Origin of the sequence: Pseudomonas reidholzensis (assembly GCF_900536025.1) — a bacterium.
Lineage (GTDB): Bacteria > Pseudomonadota > Gammaproteobacteria > Pseudomonadales > Pseudomonadaceae > Aquipseudomonas > Aquipseudomonas reidholzensis.
In genome coordinates, this window is record NZ_UNOZ01000002.1 from 390,086 (window position 1) to 407,170 (window position 17,085).

The 17,085-nt window shown below is 64.1% G+C and carries 16 protein-coding genes; 10 read left to right on the forward strand and 6 right to left on the reverse strand.

Going from position 1 to position 17,085, the window contains the following annotated elements; all coding sequences use genetic code 11:
• The first annotated feature begins 175 nt into the window (after positions 1 to 175).
• Together epsC and betT are read left to right on the forward strand one after the other, a co-directional pair.
• The gene (gene epsC, locus CCOS865_RS01895) at positions 176 to 1,108 is read left to right on the forward strand and encodes a serine O-acetyltransferase EpsC (protein ID WP_119137378.1); all 933 of its coding nucleotides are present in this window, start codon (positions 176 to 178) and stop codon (positions 1,106 to 1,108) included.
• A gap of 306 nt (positions 1,109 to 1,414) precedes the next feature.
• Entirely contained in the window at positions 1,415 to 3,376 is a 1,962-nt protein-coding gene (betT, locus tag CCOS865_RS01900; RefSeq protein ID WP_167469001.1) for a choline transporter BetT, read from the forward strand.
• Between the two features lie 151 nt (positions 3,377 to 3,527).
• On the opposite strand, the gene tauD is transcribed toward betT, so the two are convergent.
• The 4 genes from tauD to tauA are packed head-to-tail and all read right to left on the reverse strand — an operon-like array spanning position 3,528 to position 6,993.
• On the reverse strand, positions 3,528 to 4,361 hold the full coding sequence (tauD, locus tag CCOS865_RS01905; RefSeq protein WP_119137382.1) for a taurine dioxygenase: 834 nt from the start codon (positions 4,359 to 4,361) through the stop codon (positions 3,528 to 3,530).
• Between the two features lie 16 nt (positions 4,362 to 4,377).
• A complete protein-coding gene (tauC, locus tag CCOS865_RS01910) occupies positions 4,378 to 5,217 on the reverse strand; it encodes a taurine ABC transporter permease TauC (protein WP_119137384.1) in 840 nt (279 codons plus the stop codon).
• A complete protein-coding gene (gene tauB / locus CCOS865_RS01915) occupies positions 5,214 to 6,008 on the reverse strand; it encodes a taurine ABC transporter ATP-binding subunit (RefSeq protein WP_119137386.1) in 795 nt (264 codons plus the stop codon). Before tauB ends, tauC begins: the two co-directional genes overlap by 4 nt.
• A 13-nt stretch (positions 6,009 to 6,021) precedes the next feature.
• A complete protein-coding gene (gene tauA / locus CCOS865_RS01920) occupies positions 6,022 to 6,993 on the reverse strand; it encodes a taurine ABC transporter substrate-binding protein (RefSeq protein WP_119137388.1) in 972 nt (323 codons plus the stop codon).
• A 506-nt stretch (positions 6,994 to 7,499) separates the two neighbouring features.
• Between tauA and CCOS865_RS01925 the strand changes: the two genes are divergently transcribed.
• From CCOS865_RS01925 to CCOS865_RS01960, 8 genes are all read left to right on the forward strand, one after another.
• Complete coding sequence (locus CCOS865_RS01925; protein WP_119137390.1) at positions 7,500 to 8,828, forward strand: OprD family outer membrane porin; 1,329 nt, start codon at positions 7,500 to 7,502, stop codon at positions 8,826 to 8,828.
• A 158-nt stretch (positions 8,829 to 8,986) separates the two neighbouring features.
• Positions 8,987 to 9,625 carry a peroxiredoxin gene (locus tag CCOS865_RS01930; protein WP_119137392.1) on the forward strand — a complete coding sequence of 213 codons (639 nt, stop codon included), beginning with the start codon at positions 8,987 to 8,989 and terminating at the stop codon, positions 9,623 to 9,625.
• 262 nt (positions 9,626 to 9,887) lie between these two features.
• On the forward strand, positions 9,888 to 10,481 hold the full coding sequence (gene ssuE / locus CCOS865_RS01935) for an NADPH-dependent FMN reductase (RefSeq protein WP_119137394.1): 594 nt from the start codon (positions 9,888 to 9,890) through the stop codon (positions 10,479 to 10,481).
• 97 nt (positions 10,482 to 10,578) lie between these two features.
• Positions 10,579 to 11,544 (forward strand): sulfonate ABC transporter substrate-binding protein, encoded by a 966-nt coding sequence (locus tag CCOS865_RS01940; RefSeq protein ID WP_119137396.1) that lies wholly within the window; start codon positions 10,579 to 10,581, stop codon positions 11,542 to 11,544.
• A 60-nt stretch (positions 11,545 to 11,604) separates the two neighbouring features.
• Complete coding sequence (gene ssuD, locus CCOS865_RS01945) at positions 11,605 to 12,753, forward strand: FMNH2-dependent alkanesulfonate monooxygenase (RefSeq protein WP_119137398.1); 1,149 nt, start codon at positions 11,605 to 11,607, stop codon at positions 12,751 to 12,753.
• 10 nt (positions 12,754 to 12,763) lie between these two features.
• Positions 12,764 to 13,561 carry an aliphatic sulfonate ABC transporter permease SsuC gene (ssuC, locus tag CCOS865_RS01950; protein WP_119137400.1) on the forward strand — a complete coding sequence of 266 codons (798 nt, stop codon included), beginning with the start codon at positions 12,764 to 12,766 and terminating at the stop codon, positions 13,559 to 13,561.
• The gene (gene ssuB / locus CCOS865_RS01955) at positions 13,558 to 14,370 is read left to right on the forward strand and encodes an aliphatic sulfonates ABC transporter ATP-binding protein (RefSeq protein ID WP_119137401.1); all 813 of its coding nucleotides are present in this window, start codon (positions 13,558 to 13,560) and stop codon (positions 14,368 to 14,370) included. Before ssuC ends, ssuB begins: the two co-directional genes overlap by 4 nt.
• A 31-nt stretch (positions 14,371 to 14,401) precedes the next feature.
• Positions 14,402 to 14,617, forward strand: a complete 216-nt coding sequence (locus CCOS865_RS01960; RefSeq protein WP_101322556.1) for a TOBE domain-containing protein — start codon at positions 14,402 to 14,404, stop codon at positions 14,615 to 14,617.
• Between the two features lie 125 nt (positions 14,618 to 14,742).
• Here CCOS865_RS01960 and CCOS865_RS01965 read toward each other — a convergent pair whose 3' ends face one another.
• Both CCOS865_RS01965 and gshA read right to left on the reverse strand, forming a co-directional pair.
• On the reverse strand, positions 14,743 to 15,369 hold the full coding sequence (locus tag CCOS865_RS01965; RefSeq protein WP_119137403.1) for a TetR/AcrR family transcriptional regulator: 627 nt from the start codon (positions 15,367 to 15,369) through the stop codon (positions 14,743 to 14,745).
• The gene (gshA, locus tag CCOS865_RS01970) at positions 15,369 to 16,949 is read right to left on the reverse strand and encodes a glutamate--cysteine ligase (RefSeq protein WP_167468997.1); all 1,581 of its coding nucleotides are present in this window, start codon (positions 16,947 to 16,949) and stop codon (positions 15,369 to 15,371) included. The genes CCOS865_RS01965 and gshA overlap by 1 nt, the downstream gene beginning before the upstream one ends.
• Positions 16,950 to 17,085: the final 136 nt, after the last annotated feature.

Consider the following 17,085-nt stretch of genomic DNA (forward strand, 5'->3'; position numbering starts at 1 on the left):
GTAGGCCACGAATGGCGCCCGCGTCAGCACTGCTTATGCCCGACTTAGCGCAGGATGGAATAAAGCGTTGTTTTTTCCAAGAGGCGGATTTGCCGTACAGTGGTTTGCACCGGCGGCGTCCCACGCCCGTTACCTCGCACTTTCAACAAAAAATGCCGCCAGCCAGGAGAGCACCGTGAGCGAACTTCCAGCCCCAGGGCATTGGCAATTGCACAACATCGTCAGCGGCCTGCGCGGCGCGCGTGAGCAGTGGCGCACGCGCAACGGCCGCAGCAGCGGCGAGCAGGGTGGGCGCGAGCTGCCCTCGCGCGAGGCCGTGCGACACATCCTCGAACAACTCTGTGGCGCGCTGTTCCCGATGCGCCTGGGCCCGGTCGACCTGCGCGAAGAGAGCGAGGACTTCTATGTCGGCCATACCCTGGACGCTGCGCTGACCGCACTGCTGACCCAGGCGCGGCTGGAGCTGCGCTACGCCACGCGCCAGGGCAAGACCGACCTGAGCGATGTCGACGCGCACGCCCTGCGCCTGATCCAGGACTTCGCCGCGGCGCTGCCGGCGCTGCGCGTGCTGCTCGACACCGATGTGCTGGCGGCCTACCACGGCGACCCGGCGGCGCGCAGCGTCGATGAGGTGCTGCTGTGCTACCCGGGCATCCTGGCGATCATCCATCACCGCCTGGCCCACCACCTGTACCAGGCCGGGCTGCCGCTGCTGGCGCGGATCAGCTCGGAGCTGGCGCATTCGGCCACCGGCATCGACATCCACCCCGGCGCGCAGATCGGCCCGAGCTTCTTCATCGACCATGGCACCGGCGTGGTGATCGGCGAGACCGCGATCATTGGCGAGCGGGTGCGCATCTATCAGGCCGTGACCCTGGGCGCCAAGCGCTTCCCGGCGGACGAGTCGGGCACTTTGCATAAAGGGCACCCGCGCCATCCGATCGTTGAAGATGATGTGGTGATCTACGCCGGCGCGACTATTCTCGGGCGTATCACCATCGGCAAGGGCTCGACCATTGGCGGCAATGTCTGGCTGACCCGCAGCGTGCCGGCCGAGAGCAACATTACCCAGGCCAACCTGCAGCTCGACTGCGAGGGGCAGAAGTAGCCACAGGGTTTCAGCACTGGCCTCTTCGCGGGTAAAACCCGCTCCTACAGGGATAGCGCAAGACCCTGTGGGAGCGGGTTTACCCGCGAAGAGGCCGACGCAGATGCCCGCCCGCCTGGCGCCCCCGGGTCGCAATTGACTGCCGATCCATGTTTAACTTGAACGCTTGTTCAATGTAAACGCTGGTCGCTGCCGGTGTTCAACAGGAGGAGCCCCTTTGCTGAACCCGTTCTCTACGAACCCATCGTCGTCTCCCGAGGTGCCCACCCAATGAGTGCACCGCCCAACCCCACCAGCCAGATCCGCATGAACCCTCCGGTGTTCTATTTCGCGGCAAGCTTCATCCTCATTTTCGGCCTCGTGGTCATCGCCAACCCGCAAGCGGCAGGCGACTGGTTGCTCGCCGCGCAAAACTGGGCGGCCAACACGGTCGGCTGGTACTACATGCTGGCGATGACCCTGTACCTGGTCTTCGTGGTGGTCACCGCCTTGTCCGGCTACGGCAAGATCAAGCTCGGTGCCGACCACGACGAACCCGAGTTCAGCTACCTGTCATGGGCCGGCATGCTGTTCGCCGCCGGCATCAGCATCACGCTGTTCTTCTTCTGCGTCTCCGAACCGCTGACCCACATGCTCCAGCCGCCGCAAGGCGAAGGCGGCACGGCCGAGGCCGGGCGCCAGGCGATGCAGATCCTGTTCCTGCACTGGGGCCTGCATGGCTGGGGCGTGTTCGCCTTCGTCGGCATGGCGCTGGCCTACTTTGCTTATCGCCACAACCTGCCGCTGGCGCTGCGCTCGGCGCTGTACCCGCTGATCGGCAAGCGCATCAATGGCCCGATCGGCTATGCGGTGGACGGCTTCGGCATCATCGCCACGGTGTTCGGCCTGGGCGCCGACATGGGCTTTGGCGTGTTGCACCTGAACGCCGGCCTCGACTACCTGTTCGGCATCCAGCACAGCCAGTGGGTACAGGTCATCCTGATCACCCTGATGATGGGCGCGGCCGTGGCCGTGGCAGTCGCCGGGGTAGAGAAGGGCGTGCGGGTGATGTCCGACATCAACCTGTTCCTGGCCTGCGCGCTGCTGCTGTTCGTGCTGTTCGCCGGGCCTACCCAGCACCTGTTCAACACCCTCATCCAGAACCTTGGTGACTATCTGGGCGCCTTGCCGCGCAAGAGCTTCGACGTCTATGCCTATGGCGAGAACCGCGACTGGCTGGGCGGCTGGACGGTGTTCTACTGGGCCTGGTGGATTGCCTGGGCGCCGTTCGTGGGGCTGTTCATCGCGCGTATTTCGCGCGGCCGGACGATCCGTGAGTTCGTCTTTGGCGTGCTGCTGATTCCGCTGGGCTTCACCCTGGCGTGGATGTCGATCTTCGGCAACAGCGCACTGGACCAGGTGATCAACCACGGCATGACCGCGCTCGGCCAGTCGGCGCTTGATAACCCGTCGATGAGCCTGTACCTGCTGCTCGAGACCTACCCGTGGAGCAAGACGGTGATCGCCGTCACGGTGTTCATTAGCTTCGTGTTCTTCGTCACCTCTGCCGACTCCGGCACCGTGGTGCTTTCGACCCTCTCGGCCACGGGCGGTGGGGCGGATGAAGACGGGCCGAACTGGCTGCGGATCTTCTGGGGCGCGATGACCGCGCTGATCACCAGCGCCTTGCTGTTCGCCGGCAGTATCGACTCGCTGAAGTCGGCGGTGGTGCTGACCTCGCTGCCGTTCTCGTTGATCCTGCTGTGCATGATGTGGGGGCTGCACAAGGCGTTCTACCTCGAATCGCAGCGGCGCATCGCGCAGATGCACTCGCTGGCACCGTTCGCCCAGAGCCGCCGCGGTCGAGGTGGCTGGCGCCAGCGCCTGAGCCAGGCGGTGCACTTCCCGTCGCGTGACGAGGTGTACCGGTTCATGGACGACGTGGTGCGCCCGGCGATCAACGAAGTGCGCGAGGTGTTCGAGCAGAAAGGCCTGGTGCTGATTACCCAGGATGACCCGAGCCATGACAACGTCAGCCTGAAGATCGGCCATGGCGAGGAGCAGCCGTTCATCTACCAGGTGCAGATGCGCGGGTACTTCACGCCGTCGTTCGCCTTGGGTGGGCTGGGTACGCAGGACCTGAAGAACCGCCGCTATTACCGGGCGGAGGTGCATCTGTCAGAGGGTAGCCAGGATTACGATCTGGTCGGCTACAGCAAGGAGCAGATCATCAACGACATCCTTGACCAGTACGAGCGGCACATGCAGTTCCTGCACATGGTCAGGTAGATCGCCGGGGCCGCTTTGCGGCCCTTCGCGGGTAAACCCGCTCCCACAGGATCCGGGAGGGCACAGATAGTGTGATCGATTCGGACCTTGTGGGAGCGGGTTTACCCGCGAATACGGTGGCGCATTCAACGCAGGGCTTCAGGCGAAACGCTTAATACGGCGCATCCCCCAGGATGGTCGCCCGGTGCATCACCCGCCGCTGCGGCCGGTAATCGTCCACCGCGTAATGCTGCGTCACGCGGTTATCCCAGAACGCCACGTCGTTCTCCTGCCAGCGCCAGCGAATGGTGAACTCCGGCCGCGTCGCATGGGCGAACAGCAACGTGAGCAGCGCCTCGCTCTCGTGCTCGCTGAGCTCGTTGATCCGCGTGGTGAACCCTTCATTGACGAACAACGCCTTGCGCCCACTGACCGGATGCGTGCGCACCACCGGGTGCGACAGCGGCGGGTTGTTGCGCCGGGTCGCTTCCCAGCGGGCGAGGTCTTCGGCGGTGGTGCCAAAGCGCTCCAGCGGGAACGACTTGGTGAAGTCATGGGTCGCGGTCAGCCCGTCGAGCAGCGTACGCAGCGGCGCCGACAGCGCCTCGAACGCCGCGACACCACTGGCCCACAGGGTATCGCCGCCATACGCCGGCAACTGCTTGGCACTGAGCACCGCGCCCAGCGCCGGGGTCGGCAGGAAGGTCACGTCGGTGTGCCACACGGCGTTGTCACGGACGTCGGTGACCGCCGTGTCGAGGATCAGCACCTGCGGGGTTTCAGGCACGTTCGGGTAGATCGGGTGAATGTGCAGGTCGCCAAAACGCGCCGCGAAACCGGCTTGCTGCACTGGGGTCAGCGGCTGCTCACGGAAGAACAGCACGTGGTGCTTGAGCAGCGCCTGCTCGATGGCATCGCGCTGCTCCTGGGTGATGTCGCGGCTGATGTCGACGCCGCTGATCTGTGCGCCGAGCGCCGGGCTGAGTGGGGTGATGGTCAGGCTCATGGCGATCTCGTTCTGTTCAGTGGCTCTGCCCGTGCCAGGGCACCAGCTTGCGTTGCAGGGCGCGCAGGCCCATCTCCAGGGCAAAGGCGATCAGCGCGATCAGCAGGATCCCCAGCACCACCACATCGGTGACCAGGAACTGCGCGGCCGACTGGACCATGAAGCCCAGGCCGCTGGTGGCGGCGATCAGCTCGGCGGCCACCAGGGTCGACCAGCCGACCCCAAGGCCGATCCGCACACCCGTGAGGATGTCGGGCAGGGCGCTCGGCAACACCACATGGCGGATCAGTTGCGCCTTGCTCGCGCCCAGCGACTGCGCCGCGCGCAGCTTGGCCGGGTCGACGGTGCGCACGCCGGTGGCGGTGGCGATCGCGATCGGGGCGAAGATCGCCAGGTAGATCAGCAGCACCTTGGACAACTCGCCAATGCCGCACCAGATGACGATCAGCGGCAGATACGCCAGCGGCGGGATCGGCCGGTAGAACTCGATCAACGGGTCGAAGATGCCGCGGGCGATGCGGTTGTAGCCGATGGCGATGCCGACCGGAATCGCGGTCAGGGTCGCCGCGAGCAGGGCCACGCCGATCCGCCCCAGGCTCGCGCCCAGGTGCTGCCAGAGGCTGGCGTCCATGTAGCCCTGGGTCAGCAGTACCCAGGCCTTGGCGAGGATATCGGCCGGCGACGGCAGAAACAGCGGCTCGACCAGCCCTGCGGCGGTCACCAGCCACCACACCAGCAGCAGCGCGGCCAGGGTCAGGGCGCTGATCCAGCGGGTCGGGATCGAGCGGCGTGGTTTGCGCACCGGCGTGCCCTGGCTTGCGGGTTTGGCGGCGACGGGCAATTCGAGGCTGCTCATACGGTTTGCTCCCTTCGGGCGGTTTCGCGTTGGGAGAACACCCGCGCCAGGACGTGCTCGCGGGTGGCAATGAACTGCGGGTCGGACTTGATCGCCCGCGCCGATTCGCCGGCGGCATAACGCTGGCCGAAGTCCAGCTGCAGGCGCTCGACCACGCGCCCGGGGTTAGGCGCCAGCAGCACCAGCTCACTGGCGAGGAACACCGCTTCTTCGATGTCGTGGGTAATCAGGAACACCGGTTTGGCGGTGCGCTGCCAGACCTGCAGCAGCAGCTCCTGCATCTGCTCGCGGGTAAACGCATCGAGCGCGCCGAACGGTTCGTCCATCAGCAACACGCGTGGGTTGGCGGCGAGCGCGCGGGCCAGGCCGACGCGTTGCTTCTGGCCACCGGACAGCTGCCAGATACGCCGCCCGGCAAACCCTTCGAGGTCGACCAGGGCGAGCATCTCGCGGGCCTTGGCCTCACGCTCGGCACGCGCCACGCCGGCCAGTTCGAGGCCGAAGGCGACGTTGCCCAGTACGTCCTGCCAAGGCAGCAGGGCGTCGTCCTGGAACACCACCCCGCGCTCGGCGCCGGGGCCTTGCACCGGCACGCCGTCGAGGGTGATGCGCCCGCCGCTGGGGGCGACGAAGCCGGCGATCAGGTTGAGCAGCGAGGTCTTGCCGCTGCCCGATGGCCCGAGGGCCACCAGCAGCTGGCGCGGGCCCAGGCTCAGGTTGATGTCGGCCAGCACCGGGGTGTCGGCGCCGGGGTACTGTGCGCTGATGCGCTCCAGTTCGAGCAAGGCCATGACAGGCTCCGGATCAGTTGGGGAGGTATTTGGCGCTGACGTACGGCGAGTAGTCCGGCAGGACCGCGTCGACCTTGCCTTGCTGCTTGAGGAAGGTCGCGGTGTCGGTCAGTGCCTGGGTGGTCGGCGCGCCGAGGGCGTTGGCCTGGTCGGCGGCCAGCGGGTAGACGTTGCCTTCCAGCAGCACCGGGATGTCCGCAGGCTTGGCGCCCGACAACTTGACCAGCTTGGCGACGTTGTCTGGGTTGGCCAGCCAGGTTTTCGGGTCTTTGCGGTAGTCGGCGTAGGCGTCGAGGGTGACCTTGGCGAAGGCCTTGACCACCTCGGGGTGCTTGTCGGCGAAGTCCTTGCGCACGATCCAGGCGTCGAAGGTCGGCGCGCCTTTCTTGGCCAGTTCGCCGGAGGTGATCAGCACCTTGCCGTTCTCCTTGGCGACGCCCAGGGCAGGGTCCCAGACGTAGGTGGCGTCGATGTCGCCGCGCTTCCAGGCGGCAATGATCGCCGGCGGCGCAAGGTTGAGGATCTGCACCTTGGACGGGTCGATGTTCCACGCCTTGAGCGCGGCCAGCAGGCTGTAGTGGCCGGTGGACACGAACGGCACGGCGACTTTCTTGCCGATCAGGTCTTGCGGGGTCTTGATGCTGTCGCGGGCGACCAGCGCTTCACCGGCGCCGATCTGGGTGGCGATCAGGAAGGTTTCAACCGGCAGCTTGCGGGTGGCGGCGGCGGCCAGTGGGCTGGAGCCGAGGTAGCCGATCTGCACATCGCCCGAGGCGACGGCGGTGATCACGTCGGCGCCGTTATCGAATTTGCGCCAGTCGATGCTGGCCTTGCTGGCTTTTTCATAGCTGCCATCGACCTGGGCGACCTTGGCCGGGTCGACGGTGGTCTGGTAGGCCACGGTGAGGTCGGCAGCCTGGGCAAACCAGCTGGTGCTGGCGAGGGTCAGGGCGGCAAACAGGCGCAGCGGAGCGTGCGGGATCATGGTTGAACTCCTCGTCAGGCAATAGGGGTGTTGTGCATGCCGAGAAGACTAAATGATCTAAGAAATTGTAAATAAATAACTTTTTTGCATTAGCTTAGGAGCCAATTGATTTAAGCGGCGGGGGCCCCGTGGCAGAGCATCGGCTGGCGGATTCAGAAGCGCCTGCTAGGCTTTTCCGACCCGACATAACCGCTTGGAATAAGGTTATGAGCAAACGTTTGCAAATAACCTAAAGCTATGAAAGGTTGCGGTCGATACAACTTTTCGCAGTAAACGTTCCTACGATATTCCCGAATAATCTTACAAATTCACAAAACGGTCATTTTGGATTTATAGGATTGTCATTATCCTGTAGCGCAGGTGGCCTTAGACCAAAGTCGTGAAACGATTGGAAACGATTGACTTCACGGTCACGCTTTGGGACTTAATCGCCAGTCCAAGGCAGAGCGGGGCATCAGATCCCGTCGCCAGAGATACACAAAAATTAGAACGTAGAGGAGCAAAACATGTACAAGTCCAGCCTGGCTCTCGCCGTGGCACTGGGGGTTCTCGCCCAACAAGCAGGCGCTGCCGGTTTCGTTGAGGACAGCAAACTGTCCCTTAGCTCGCGCACCATGTACTTCAATGATGACAACCGCGAAGGCGGTGCTGACAACGTAGAATCGGGTCAGGGCTTCAAGCTCGATTACCTGTCCGGTTTCACTGACGGTACCGTAGGTTTCGGTGTTGATGTCCAGGCACTTTGGGGTATCCACCTTGATGGCGGCCGCGGTAAGCACCCTAACACCAGCACCTTCATGCCAAGCGAAACCAACGGTTCGTCGGTAGATCAGTGGGCGCGCATCGGTGGTAACGCCAAAGCTCGCTTCTCGAAGACCGAAGCGCACTTCGGTAGCGCCCTGGCACCTGCACTGCCTATCCTGGTCTCCAACGATGGCCGCCTGCTGCCGCAGACTTTCGAGGGTGGCACCATCACCTCGAAGGAAATCGACAACCTGACCATCAACGCCGGTCAGCTGACGCACGCCATGGGCCGTGCTTCGAGCAACCGTACGGGCCTGTCGGTCAACGGCGCCAGCGCTGACAGCAACAAGTTCCGCTACGGTGGCCTGGACTACAAACTCACTCCAGACCTGACCCTGCAGTACTACTACTCGAACCTGGAAGACTTCTACAAACAGCACTTCCTGGGCGCGACCCACGTCTTCAAGATCGCTGACGACCAGTCGTTCAAAACTGACCTGCGCTACTTCGACAGCAGCAGCGATGGCAAGAACGGCAGCGGCGGTGGCTACAACTTCAACAACAACAGCGGTTACGCCAAGAACACTGGCGAGGTCGACAACAAGACCTGGTCCGCCATGTTCACCTATACCCTGGGTGGCCATGCGCTGTTGCTGGGTCACCAGCAAGTTGGTGATGACGGTGGTTTCGTCTGGCTGAACCAAGGTAGTGTCACCGACGGCAACGGCCGTGCTGAAGGTGCGGGTGGTGCCAGCTTCTACCTGTTCACTGACAGCATGATCAACCAGTTTGCCCGTGCCGGTACCAACACCACCTTCGGTCAGTACAGCTATGACTTCGCCCGCGCTGGCGTACCGGGCCTGAAGGCTTCGGTTTCCTACCTGCGTGGTACTGACATCCGTAATGTCTCCGGCAACGGCACCTACCATGAGTGGGAGCGTGACGCTCGTGTCGACTACGTGATCCAGGAAGGCACATTGAAAGGTCTGGGCGCCAGCCTGCGTCACGGTATCTTCCGTGGCGAGGGTGAGTCTCCGGTCGACAAGGATCAGACCCGCTTCATCGTCAACTACACTTACGCTTTCAAGTAAGTCGTAGCTGCACAAAAAAGAGCCTCGCCTAGTGCGAGGCTTTTTTGTGGCCGTTTTTTTGTATGCTTTCCAGTTATAAACAAATCGATATTTATTCTTTTTAATCTCAGTCAAATGCAGGCACATTGAACCCATAACGCAGACACAGGAGCCGCACCATGAGCCTCAAACTCGGCGACATCGCCCCCGATTTCGAACAGGATTCCAGCGAAGGCAAGATTCGCTTCCACGAGTGGCTGGGCAATAGCTGGGGCGTGCTGTTCTCGCACCCTGCCGACTTCACCCCGGTGTGCACCACCGAGCTGGGCCTGACCGCCAAGCTCAAGGACGACTTCGCCCAGCGCGGGGTCAAGGCCATCGCCCTGTCGGTCGACCCGGTCGACTCGCACCACAAGTGGATCGAGGACATCAACGAGACCCAGAACACCGTGGTCAACTTCCCGATCATCGCCGATGCCGACCGCAAGGTCTCCGACCTGTACGACCTGATCCACCCCAACGCCAACGACACCCTGACCGTGCGCTCTTTGTTCGTGATCGACCCGAACAAGAAGGTGCGGCTGACCATCACTTATCCAGCCAGCACCGGGCGCAACTTCAACGAGATCCTGCGGGTGATCGACTCATTGCAGCTGACCGACAACCACAAGGTCGCCACGCCCGGTAACTGGCAGGACGGCGACGAGGTGGTGATCGTGCCGTCGCTGAAGGACGAAGACGAGATCAAGCAGCGCTTCCCCAGGGGCTACCGCGCCGTGAAGCCGTATCTGCGTCTGACCCCGCAACCTAATCGTTAAGCATTCATCGTTGTATTGCTCTTAGCCAAGCAGGGATCTTCGGGCCGTTTCGACGGCCCTTTTTTATGCGTGGGCCTTTAGCGCGCCACTTTGTAGGAGCGGGCTTGCCCGCGATTGGACGTTCCGGGCGATGCAAACTTAATGGAATAAACAAATGAAAAAATATGATTTATAGATATATGTGGTGAGCTGTTAAGGTCACTTACATCAAGCGGGGCCACAACCAGAACCCCCCGCCAACGAATCGAAGGAAGCGTTTCTCATGTTGGTTGTTTCTGTCGGTGGTAGCCCAAGTACCCGTTCACGCTCCGGCGTGTTGCTCGAGCGTTCAGGCCGCTGGCTGCAGGAGCGCGGCGTCGAGGTCGTGACCTTCCAGGTACGTGAGTTCGCCGCAGAAGACTTGCTCCATGCCCGCTTCGACAGCCCGCAGGTGCGTCACTTTCAAGCGCTGGTGGAAAAGGCCGATGGCCTGATCGTTTCGACCCCGGTGTACAAGGCCTCGTTTGCCGGCGCCCTGAAGACCCTGCTCGACCTGCTGCCCGAGCGCGCCCTGGAACACAAGGTGGTCCTGCCGATCGCTACCGGCGGCAGTATCGCCCACATGCTGGCGGTGGATTACGCCCTCAAGCCGGTGCTCTCGGCACTCAAGGCGCAAGAGACCCTGCAAGGGATCTTCGCTGACGACAGCCAGGTCGCATACGGCGAAGGCAACACCCCGGCGCAACTCGCCGCCAGCCTCGAAGCGCGGCTGCTGGACTCGCTGGAAACCTTTCACAGCGCCCTGGCCCGTCGACCCCGACCGGTCGCGCCCGGGGAGCTCAACGAACGCTTGATCAGTGCTCGCTGGAGCATCTGAACCGGCACAACCGCTTTACCTACCGCTATTCCACCTTACTCGCCCGTCAACGAGGCAAGCAGGTGCAACCCGAACCTCATTCGTAATGGAGAGCGCCATGCGCACAGTCTTCTTGCGTCGCGGTCTGGTCGCCCTGTTTGCGGCGGCTGTGTCCTTCGGCGCCATCACCCAGGCCCAGGCCGAAAGCCTGCGCATCGGTTACCAGAAATACGGCACCCTGGTGCTGCTCAAGGCCAAGGGTTCGCTGGAGAAGCGCCTGGCCGACCAGGGCATCCAGGTGCAGTGGACCGAGTTCCCGGGTGGCCCGCAGCTGCTCGAAGGCCTCAACGTCGGCTCGATCGACTTCGGCGTGACCGGCGAAACCCCGCCGGTGTTCGCCCAGGCCGCGGGTGCCGACCTGCTCTACGTGGCCTATGAGCCACCGGCGCCGCACAGCGAGGCGATCCTCGTGCCCAAGGGCTCGACGATCCAGTCGGTGAAAGACCTCAAAGGCAAGAAAGTCGTCCTCAACAAAGGCTCCAACGTTCATTACCTGCTGGTCCGCGCCCTTGAAGACGCTGGCCTGAAGTACACCGATATCCAGCCGGTCTACCTGCCCCCGGCCGATGCCCGCGCCGCCTTCGAGCGTGGCAGCGTCGATGCCTGGGTGATCTGGGACCCGTACCAGGCCGCCGCCGAGCAGCAGCTGCAAGCGCGCACCCTGCGTGATGGCAAGGGCCTGGTCGACAACCACCAGTTCTACCTGGCCACCCGCGACTATGCCACCCAGCACCCGGCCGTGATCAGTGCCTTGATCGACGAAGTCCGCGCGGTGGGTGAATGGTCCCAGGCCAACCCGCAAGAAGTGACCGACCAGGTGGCGCCGCTGCTGGGCCTGCCGGCTGACATCACCCTGACCTCGGTCAAGCGCCAAGGCTACGGCGCCGCGCCGCTGACCCCGGACGTGGTGGCTGCACAACAGAAGATCGCCGACACCTTCCAGGCTCTGAAGCTGATTCCCAAGGCCCTGAGCATCAAGGACGTGATCTGGACACCCCCGGCCAAGGTCGCAAGCGCGCCTTGAATGATTTGCCTGTGCCGGGGCGCCGCCCCGGCTTGAGCCACCCTTGAGGAGACAACTCCAATGAGCCTTAATATCTTCTGGTTCCTACCCACCCACGGTGACGGCAAGTACCTGGGCACCTCCGATGGCGCCCGCGCGGTCGACCACGGCTACCTGCAGCAGATCGCCCAGGCCGCCGACCGCCTCGGTTTCGGTGGGGTGCTGATCCCGACCGGCCGCTCTTGCGAAGACTCCTGGCTGGTGGCGGCGTCGCTGATCCCGGTGACCCAGAACCTGAAGTTCCTGGTGGCACTGCGCCCTGGCATCATTTCGCCGACCGTGGCCGCCCGTCAGGCCGCGACCCTCGACCGCCTGTCCAATGGCCGTGCGCTGTTCAACCTGGTCACCGGCGGTGACCCGGACGAGCTGGCCGGTGACGGCCTGCACCTCAACCACCAGGAGCGCTACGAGGCTTCGGTCGAATTCACCCGTATCTGGCGCAAGGTGCTCGAAGGCGAAAACGTCGATTACGACGGCAAGCATATTCAGGTCAAGGGCGCCAAGCTGCTCTACCCGCCGATCCAGCAACCGCGTCCGCCACTGTACTTCGGCGGCTCCTCGGAAGCCGCCCAGGACCTCGCCGCCGAACAGGTCGAGCTGTACCTGACCTGGGGCGAGCCGCCTGCAGCCGTCGCTGAAAAGATCGCCCAGGTGCGTGAGAAAGCCGCTGCCCAAGGCCGCGAAGTGCGCTTCGGCATCCGCCTGCACGTGATCGTCCGCGAAACCAACGAAGAAGCCTGGGCCGCCGCCGATCGCCTGATCTCGCACCTGGACGATGACACCATCGCCCGTGCCCAGGCCTCGCTGGCGCGCTTCGACTCGGTGGGCCAGCAGCGCATGGCTGCCCTGCACGGCGGCAACCGCGACAAGCTCGAAGTCAGCCCCAACCTCTGGGCCGGGGTCGGCCTGGTGCGTGGCGGCGCTGGCACTGCGCTGGTCGGCGATGGCCCGACCGTTGCGGCACGGGTCAAGGAATACGCGGCATTGGGCATCGATACCTTCATCTTCTCCGGTTATCCACACCTGGAAGAATCCTACCGGGTGGCAGAGTTGCTGTTCCCCCACATCGACGTACAGCGCCCGGAGCAGCCGAAATCCGGCGGCTACGTGAGCCCGTTCGGCGAGATGGTGGCCAACGACATCCTGCCCAAGTCCGTGTCGCAGAGCTGAGGACCGGACCATGAGCCGTACAACTTCCACTAATCTGGCACACCGTCTGGCGCCCTGGGCCTTGCCCGTGCTGCTGCTCGCGGTGTGGCAACTGGCGGTCAGCGCAGGCTGGCTGTCGACCCGCATCCTGCCGGCACCGAGCGCGGTGATCAGCGCCGGCGTCGAGCTGGTGCGCAGCGGCGACATCTGGAGCCACCTGGCGATCAGCGGCTGGCGTGCCGGCCTTGGCTTCGTCATCGGCGGCAGTATTGGCCTGGTGTTGGGCTTCATCACCGGCCTGTCGAACTGGGGCGAACGCCTGCTCGACAGCTCGGTGCAGATGATCCGCAACGTGCCGCACCTGGCGCTGATCCCGCTGGTGATCCTCTGGTTCGGCATCGATGAGTCGGCAAAGATCTTTCTGGTCGCGCTGGGCACGCTGTTCCCGATCTACCTGAACACCTACCACGGCATTCGCAACGTCGACCCGGCCCTGGTGGAGATGGCCCGCAGCTACGGCCTGTCCGGCTTCGGCCTGTTCCGCCAGGTGATCCTGCCGGGTGCACTGCCGTCGATCCTGGTCGGCGTGCGCTTTGCCCTGGGCTTCATGTGGTTGACCCTGATCGTCGCCGAAACCATTTCGGCCAACGCCGGCATCGGCTACCTGGCGATGAACGCCCGGGAGTTCCTGCAGACCGACGTGGTGGTCCTGGCAATCGTCCTGTACGCCGTCCTCGGCAAGCTGGCAGACCTCGCCGCCCGCGGCCTGGAGCGTGTCTGGTTGCGCTGGCACCCGGCCTATCAAGTGGCCAAGAAGGAGGGCGCATGACCGTGCTCAAAGAACAACCGCCGCGCTTGCTGCGTGGCATCCCCCTGGCCACCCAGGGTGTGCGCAAGACCTTTGGCCAGCGTGAAGTGCTGCGCGGCATCGACCTGCACATCCCGGCCGGCCAGTTCGTCGCCATCGTCGGCCGCAGTGGCTGCGGCAAGAGCACCTTGCTGCGCCTGCTGGCCGGCCTCGACCAACCCAGCGGCGGTCAGCTGCTGGCCGGCGCCGCGCCACTGGCCGACGCCCGCGAAGAAACCCGTTTGATGTTCCAGGATGCACGCCTGCTGCCCTGGAAGAAGGTCATCGACAACGTTGGCCTGGGCCTTTCCGGCGACTGGCGGCCACGTGCCCTGGACGCCCTGGAAGCGGTCGGCCTGGCTGACCGCGCCAATGAATGGCCGGCGTCCTTGTCCGGTGGCCAGAAGCAGCGAGTGGCCCTGGCCCGAGCGCTGATCCATCAGCCGCGCCTGCTGCTGCTGGACGAGCCGCTCGGTGCGCTGGACGCCCTGACCCGCATCGAGATGCAGCAACTGATCGAGCGCTTGTGGCGCCAGCATGGGTTCACCGTGCTGCTGGTCACCCATGACGTCAGCGAAGCTGTCGCCGTGGCCGACCGGGTGATCCTGATCGAGGACGGCGCCGTCGGCCTGGACCTCACCGTCGACCTGGCACGGCCCAGGGCGCGGGGGTCACACCGCCTGGCGGCGTTGGAAAGCGAAGTACTCAACCGTGTTCTTTCCGTCCCGGGCGCGTCGCCCGAGCCGGACCCTGTAGCCCCTTTGCCCACGCAACTGCGTTGGGCTCACTGAACCCCAGAAGCCAGACACAAGGAAGCAAGCCATGACTATCAAAGCGATCAACGTCCGCAACCAGTTCAAAGGCACTGTGAAAGAAATCCTCGAAGGCCCGGTCCTGTCGGAAATCGACGTACAGACCGCCTCCGGCGTCGTCACCTCGGTGATCACCACCCGCTCCGTGAAAGAGCTGGAGCTGCAGGTCGGCAGCGAAGTGATTGCCTTCGTCAAGTCGACCGAAGTGTCTATCGCCAAGCTGTGATGGCCTGAGCCGTACTGGGGCCGCTTTGCGGCCCTTCGCGGGCAAGCCCGCTCCCACAGGGATCAACGCTGACCCTTGTGGGAGCGGGCTTGCCCGCGAAGGGGCGCGAAGCGCCCCCGGAATGTTCAGCGTTTAGGCAGGAAGGGCGGCAAATACAAGCCCAGATAAGCCTCGAACACCCGCTGGCCTTCCTCGGCCATGCGCGGGGTGATCTGCTCGTGCAACTGCACCGAGCGGGCATACACCCGGTCGCTCAGCTCCATGGCCAGGGCAAACACATCCACATCCGTCGGCACCATCGGCAACTGGAAGTGCTGGTCGAACAGCTTGTGCATCAACTCCCCCAGCTCCATGTCATGCTGACGATCGGCCTGGGTCACTTCGCTCAAACCATGCTGGGCCAGGATCAACTGCCGAGCCGCTGCGTCCTGGTTGTAGATCAGCAGCATGCGCTGTTCTATGACCCGCGACAGGTCATGCCAGGTGCCCAGCGCCGTGCCATCGATCGGTTTGCGCAAAGCCTCGCGAAAGGCCCGGTGCACATCCGCCGTCAGCGCTTCGAGCAAGGCCGGCACGCTGGCGAAGAAGTGATACACCGAAGACGGCGGGATCTGCGCCCGCTCGGCCACGCTGTAGATCGACAACCCCGCCACCCCGTGTTCAGCCAGCAACTCGCGCGCCGCCGCCAGGATCGCTTCGATCCTGGCCTGGCTGCTGGCGCGTGGCTTGCGCGATGTGGCCGTGCGGGTCATCAGTTGCTGATCGCCAGGATGCTCGCCTGGTAGGCGCCGACGAACAGGTCGAAATCACCGACTTCGGTCTGCTCGAGTTCGGCCTGCTTGGCCAGCGACTCGCGCGCGAGGGTCTCGAAGGCCTGTTGGCGCTCGGGGCTGAGCGGCTGCTCGCGGAAGGTCTCGGCGTGCAGCTCGCTCTGGCGCAGGGAGAACTTGACGAAGCTTTCGTCATGCTCGGTCATGCGCGCCAGCACCTGCGCCGACGGCGTCAGCGAGGCATCGTCGACCTTGGCTTGCTGGGCGGTCAGCGCCTTGGCGTGCTCATCGCCGCCGTGGGCCTGGTCGAGCAACGCCGCGAGGGGCGCGATGCGGCCAAGCAGTTCGCTGGCCCAGACCTTGAGCTCGATGGGCTGGCCGTTACGCTGCAGCTCCAGGCCCGGCCGGCGGCCTTCCTTGACCACGCTGAGGAAGTTGCTGGTGCACTGGCCGCATTCGCCATTGCCCAGCTGCGGGCTGTCGTCCAGCGCACAGAGCAGCAGGAAGGCGTCGAGGAAGCGCGCCTGCGGCAGGTCGATGCCCACCGGCAGGAACGGGTTGATGTCCAGGCAGCGCACTTCGACGTACTGCACGCCACGGGCGATCAGGGCCTGGATCGGGCGTTCGCCGGTGTAGGTCACGCGCTTGGGGCGAATGTTCGAGTAGTACTCGTTCTCGATCTGCAGGATGTTGGTGTTCAGCTGCACCCACTCGCCATCCTTGTGCGTGCCGACCTCGACGTAAGGCGGGTAGGGCGTGCCCACCGCTTTGCGCAAACTGTCGGTGTAGCTGGCGAGGTCGTTGTAGCACGGCGTCAGGCCGGCCTGGGCGTTGCTCTGGTAACCCAGGTCGCTCATGCGCAGGCTGGTGGCGTACGGCAGGTACAGGGTGTCGGCGTCGAGGTGCTCGAGCTGGTGCGGGCGGCCGCGCAGGAAGCCCGCGTCGAGCGCCGGCGAGGCGCCGAACAGGTACATCAGCAACCAGCTGTAGCGGCGGAAGTTGCGGATCAGGGCGATGTACGCCGACGACTGGAAGTCGCGGTCGCACTCACTGCCTGGGGCCTCGGCCTCGCGTAGCAGCGGCCACAGCGCCTCGGGCAGGGAGAAGTTGTAGTGGATACCGGCGATGCACTGCATGGTGCGGCCGTAACGCAGGGCCAGGCCCTTGCGGTACACGTACTTCAGCTGCCCGATGTTGGAGCTGCCGTAGTAGGCGATCGGGATGTCTTCCTCCGCCGGCAGCGCGCAAGGCATCGACGGGCTCCACAGGTATTCGTCGCCGAGCTTGGACTGGACGAAGCGATGCACCTCCTCGAGGTTCTCGAGCACCGCGGCCGGGTCTGCCAGGGCCGGAGTGATGAACTCCAGCAGCGACTCGGAATAGTCGGTGGTGATCTGCTCGTTGGTCAGCGCCGAACCCAAGGCCTCAGGGTGAGGGGTCTGGGCCAGGCGACCTTGGTCGGTCACGCGCAGGCATTCGCGCTCAATGCCGTGCAGGCACTGCTTGAGCAAGGGGAGATTGGCACTGAGCAGGCTCAGGCGGCTATTGAGGAGGTCGCTCAAGATGTATTCCTTCACGCGTCAGTCGCCCCAATATGGGGGTAGAAATGACGGTCTACAAGGGTAGGGACAAAGGAACTGGCGTTGTCGCCTGGTTACGCGGTTCCGGCAGTGCCATCGCACTGCCGAAAATACCGCA

Coding starts and splice junctions, on each gene's coding strand:
- tauD (WP_119137382.1), bottom strand. CDS start 4,361: ATGAGCCTGACCATCACCCCACTCAGCCCGGCGCTCGGCGCACAGATC.
- tauA (WP_119137388.1), bottom strand. CDS start 6,993: ATGATCCCGCACGCTCCGCTGCGCCTGTTTGCCGCCCTGACCCTCGCC.
- ssuB (WP_119137401.1), top strand. CDS start 13,558: ATGACCGTGCTCAAAGAACAACCGCCGCGCTTGCTGCGTGGCATCCCC.
- CCOS865_RS01965 (WP_119137403.1), bottom strand. CDS start 15,369: ATGACCCGCACGGCCACATCGCGCAAGCCACGCGCCAGCAGCCAGGCC.
- tauB (WP_119137386.1), bottom strand. CDS start 6,008: ATGGCCTTGCTCGAACTGGAGCGCATCAGCGCACAGTACCCCGGCGCC.
- ssuE (WP_119137394.1), top strand. CDS start 9,888: ATGTTGGTTGTTTCTGTCGGTGGTAGCCCAAGTACCCGTTCACGCTCC.
- CCOS865_RS01925 (WP_119137390.1), top strand. CDS start 7,500: ATGTACAAGTCCAGCCTGGCTCTCGCCGTGGCACTGGGGGTTCTCGCC.
- ssuD (WP_119137398.1), top strand. CDS start 11,605: ATGAGCCTTAATATCTTCTGGTTCCTACCCACCCACGGTGACGGCAAG.
- CCOS865_RS01930 (WP_119137392.1), top strand. CDS start 8,987: ATGAGCCTCAAACTCGGCGACATCGCCCCCGATTTCGAACAGGATTCC.
- tauC (WP_119137384.1), bottom strand. CDS start 5,217: ATGAGCAGCCTCGAATTGCCCGTCGCCGCCAAACCCGCAAGCCAGGGC.
- CCOS865_RS01940 (WP_119137396.1), top strand. CDS start 10,579: ATGCGCACAGTCTTCTTGCGTCGCGGTCTGGTCGCCCTGTTTGCGGCG.
- CCOS865_RS01960 (WP_101322556.1), top strand. CDS start 14,402: ATGACTATCAAAGCGATCAACGTCCGCAACCAGTTCAAAGGCACTGTG.
- betT (WP_167469001.1), top strand. CDS start 1,415: ATGAACCCTCCGGTGTTCTATTTCGCGGCAAGCTTCATCCTCATTTTC.
- ssuC (WP_119137400.1), top strand. CDS start 12,764: ATGAGCCGTACAACTTCCACTAATCTGGCACACCGTCTGGCGCCCTGG.